General features: G+C 46.8%; 3 protein-coding genes. 2 read left to right on the top strand and 1 reads right to left on the bottom strand.

Translation table 11 applies throughout. The features are described from left to right. The coding region (locus tag SFV55_RS29880; protein WP_320033272.1) for a YwqG family protein at positions 1 to 440 on the bottom strand (440 nt) is incomplete at its 3' end. A gap of 255 nt (positions 441 to 695) precedes the next feature. Between SFV55_RS29880 and SFV55_RS29875 the strand changes: the two genes are divergently transcribed. Further along, positions 696 to 2,939 (top strand): efflux RND transporter permease subunit, encoded by a 2,244-nt coding sequence (locus SFV55_RS29875; RefSeq protein WP_320033271.1) that lies wholly within the window; start codon positions 696 to 698, stop codon positions 2,937 to 2,939. 212 nt (positions 2,940 to 3,151) lie between these two features. Beyond that, positions 3,152 to 3,426, top strand: a 275-nt coding sequence (locus SFV55_RS29870) for a hypothetical protein (protein ID WP_320033270.1), incomplete at its 3' end; no start/stop codon positions are given.

Genomic DNA, 3,426 nt, shown 5'->3' with positions numbered 1-3,426 from the left:
AGAGCAAAAGAAGCATTGGGAGGAAGTGGGGTATCAACGTCAAAAGGTGGTAAAAAAGCAAAATCACTTTCCAACACCGCACTATCTTCAATGGCTTCAGGATGATACACCACCCGGAAGCCATTTTGGGCTTGGGGGCGGTCAAAGTCCAGCCCGTACATCCCATCGGCGGCAATGAAGAATTGAAGAATACCTTGGGTTGGAAAACCCTCCAGATGCGGAATTTCGGCAAAATTGAACTGCGCCAGAAAAAACAATAGTTCACCCTGGACACTTTTGGGGTAGGCCATGTCTTTGGGCCAATAGGGTTTCCCCCCTATTTTACTCTGCCACAAATAGATGGGCGCTTGTGCACTGGGTTTGATGCGTATCGTGTGGTTCAAGGTAGCTTCCACTTTTTCCTGAAATTTCTCCAGGATACTGGGCAACTGCAACGGCATAAATCAACTTAATTTTGTTCGGAGTAAAGATAAAAAGTCGCTCCGAAAAGCGAAGCGGCACGAAGTAGAAGGGTAAAATAAGTACTCATTTTTACGAGCCAAAAGATTATGCAAAATATTCAAAATGAAATATTTAACTGAATAATCCTTTAGCAAAAGGAACACTTATTTTTTTATCACCCCTGGAAATTTAAAAAACAATACGAATGAACCAAAGAATCGGTTTTGAGTTAGAGCTTGCTTAATCCTGTGTTTATGACGAAGCAATTTCGCATTCTGGTTTTGGTGCTCTTTGCAATTTTGTCGCTGCTGAGCGTCCGTGCCGCATTCAATATTCGTTTTTCGTTCGACTTCGAGCAGTTTTTCCCGGTAGGAGACCCCGACCTGGAAGCTTTCAAGGCTTTTGTCAAAGATTTTGAAACCGACGATAACTTCCTACTCATTGCGGTGCATCGGTCTGAAGGCGTATTTGAGCAAAAATTTTTAGAGCAATTTCATCAGCTCACCCTCGATTGCCGCGACCTGCCCCATGTGGTACAGGCCCAGTCACTGACCAAAATCGGCTACCCCATCAAAACTCCTTTTGCCATTACTACTGTACCCGCTATTCACATCGACCAACCAGAATTATACCCCCAGGATCGGGCCCGCTTGCTCCAGGACGAACGTTTTGTGCGCAACCTCATCTCAGCGGATGGCAATACACTGGTTGTTTTTCTCAAAACTATCGAATCGATCGGGCTATCTGACGCCAAAGAATTGATGGCAGCAGTAGATAAGGTGGTTCAAAAATACCGGTTTGAGGATTATCACTACCTAGGCAGGCCTTATTTTCAGCAGGAAATGGTCCGCTTACAGCAACGAGAGATTATAGTCGCTACTCTAGTTTCCGCCATTTTGGTGAGTCTGGTGATGTACCTGGTTTTTCGGCGCATTTGGGGCACTGTTGTTGCAGTGGTTTCCCTGGCTTTAGGACTTTTGCTCTTCATTGGCTTTCTGGGCGGTTTTGTGCGCGAACTCAACACCCTCTCCGCCTTGTATCCGGTGTTGGTACTGATCATTGGCACCTCGGATATTGTTCACATCCTGTCCAAGTACAACGATGAACTACACAAAGGCCATGAGCGCAAGACGGCCATGTGGAACACCATCCGCGACGTAGGCTTGGCCACCTTTATGACCGCCCTGACCACAGCAATTGGTTTTGCCTCGCTGGTCAGCAATCGGGTCATGCCCATCAAAGACTTTGGCATCAATGCTGCGGTGGGGGTTATGATTGCCTACTTTACGGTCATCCTCTTCACTACGGTAATGTTGACCTGGTTCCGCGCCGACCAGATTGCCCAACCCCAGAAAGAACATGCTTTTTGGGAGCGCCTGCTGCAATGGATTGTCAACTTTACTGCCAGATACCCCCGTCAGATTGTGCTGAGCACCCTGGGACTGGTTCTAGTCAGCCTGCTGGGCATTTCCCGCATTACCACCAACTATGACATCATCAGCAATCTGCCGCGCAATAGCAAAATCACCAGCGATTTTTTATTTTTTGAAAAAAACCTGGCCGGTTTTCGCCCTATGGAGTTTGCCGTGTATGCCCAGGGCGATTATCGGGTGACGGATTTTGAGGTGCTGCGTGAAATGGAAAAAATTGAAAAAAAACTACACCAGGCCGATTTTGTGCAAGCCATTTTTTCCAGTACGGCAATTTACAAAAGTATTCACCAAATGACCCACAACAACCGTCAGGATGCTTATCGTTTGCCAGAAGATCCTGAGGAATTTGCCCAATATCAGCGCCTGGCCAAACGCCTGCCCCAGCTCAATGCCCAGGTGTTGGTTAGTCGCGACGAGCGCAAAGCTCGCATCACCTCTCGGGTCAGCGACATTGGAGCAGACAACATCAAGGCCTACGGACAAGAGTTGGAAGCCTGGATCACCAAAAACATCGACCCGGAAATTGTCAAAGTGCAACGTACCGGTACAGGCCTGGTCATGGATAAAAATGCGGCCTACGTACGGCGCAATTTATTGTTGGGCCTTGGTTCTTCAGTAGGTTTGATCAGTATCATCATCGCCTTTGTGCTGCGGAGTTGGCGCATGATGGTGATCTTTTTGGTGCCGAATTTGGTGCCCTTGCTGGTGGCGGGGGCACTGTTGGGTTATTGGGGGGTAGAGTTGGATGCTGGTATCTCCATTGTTTTTTCGGTTGTTTTTGGCATCGCCGTGGACGATACCATCCACTTTTTGGCCAAACTCAAACTGGAACGCAACCGGGGTCGCAGCGTTGAAGAAGCGCTACATACTACCTTGCTGGAAACGGGAAAAGCACTTATTCTCACCACTGTTTTTTTATTTTTTGGTTTTTTAGTGCTGCTATTTTCCCAACATCCCACCAGTGTAATCATCGGGGTATTGACGAGCATCACCTTGTTTGCTGGAATGCTTACGGAGCTTATGCTGGCGCCCGTATTGGTGCGTTGGTTATTGAAAAAAAATTAATGCTTTTCCTTGAAAATGAGCCCGAATTTTGCATCCTTTTTTGGGCATTTACGTAAGAAGGGGGGTGCAGGTACGTACAACTTTGAAAAAGTTTGCTACCTTTACATTCCAACCATAACCAAAAATCATGGGAAATGGGGGTTATAGCTCGGTATTTTTATCAAATATTTGGCTTGCAGAAAACGCCCAAAACTCATTAATAACCACAGCAAATGGAATCGTCATGTCAAAAATTTTTGCTGGCGATGCTAACACTCTTTTTGTGTTGTAGCCTCGTAACCCAAGCAAAAACAGTAACAAACGAGACCGAACTGGACGAAGCGGAAATTACCCGCAGACTCCACGCGATGGAAAACAGGGTAGTGAAACCGCGGTACGATCCGGTTGTAATGAGCTACCTTCGAACTTATCTCGTTAAAGGCCGTGAAGGCACAGAGCAAATGCTCGGACGTCGGTTTATTTATTTCCCCCTCTTTGAAGACGTCCT

The organism is Haliscomenobacter sp. (assembly GCF_033763495.1).
Lineage (GTDB): Bacteria > Bacteroidota > Bacteroidia > Chitinophagales > Saprospiraceae > Haliscomenobacter.
Note: the sequence above shows the minus strand (reverse complement) of the source record. Positions and strands in the feature narration are given on the sequence as shown.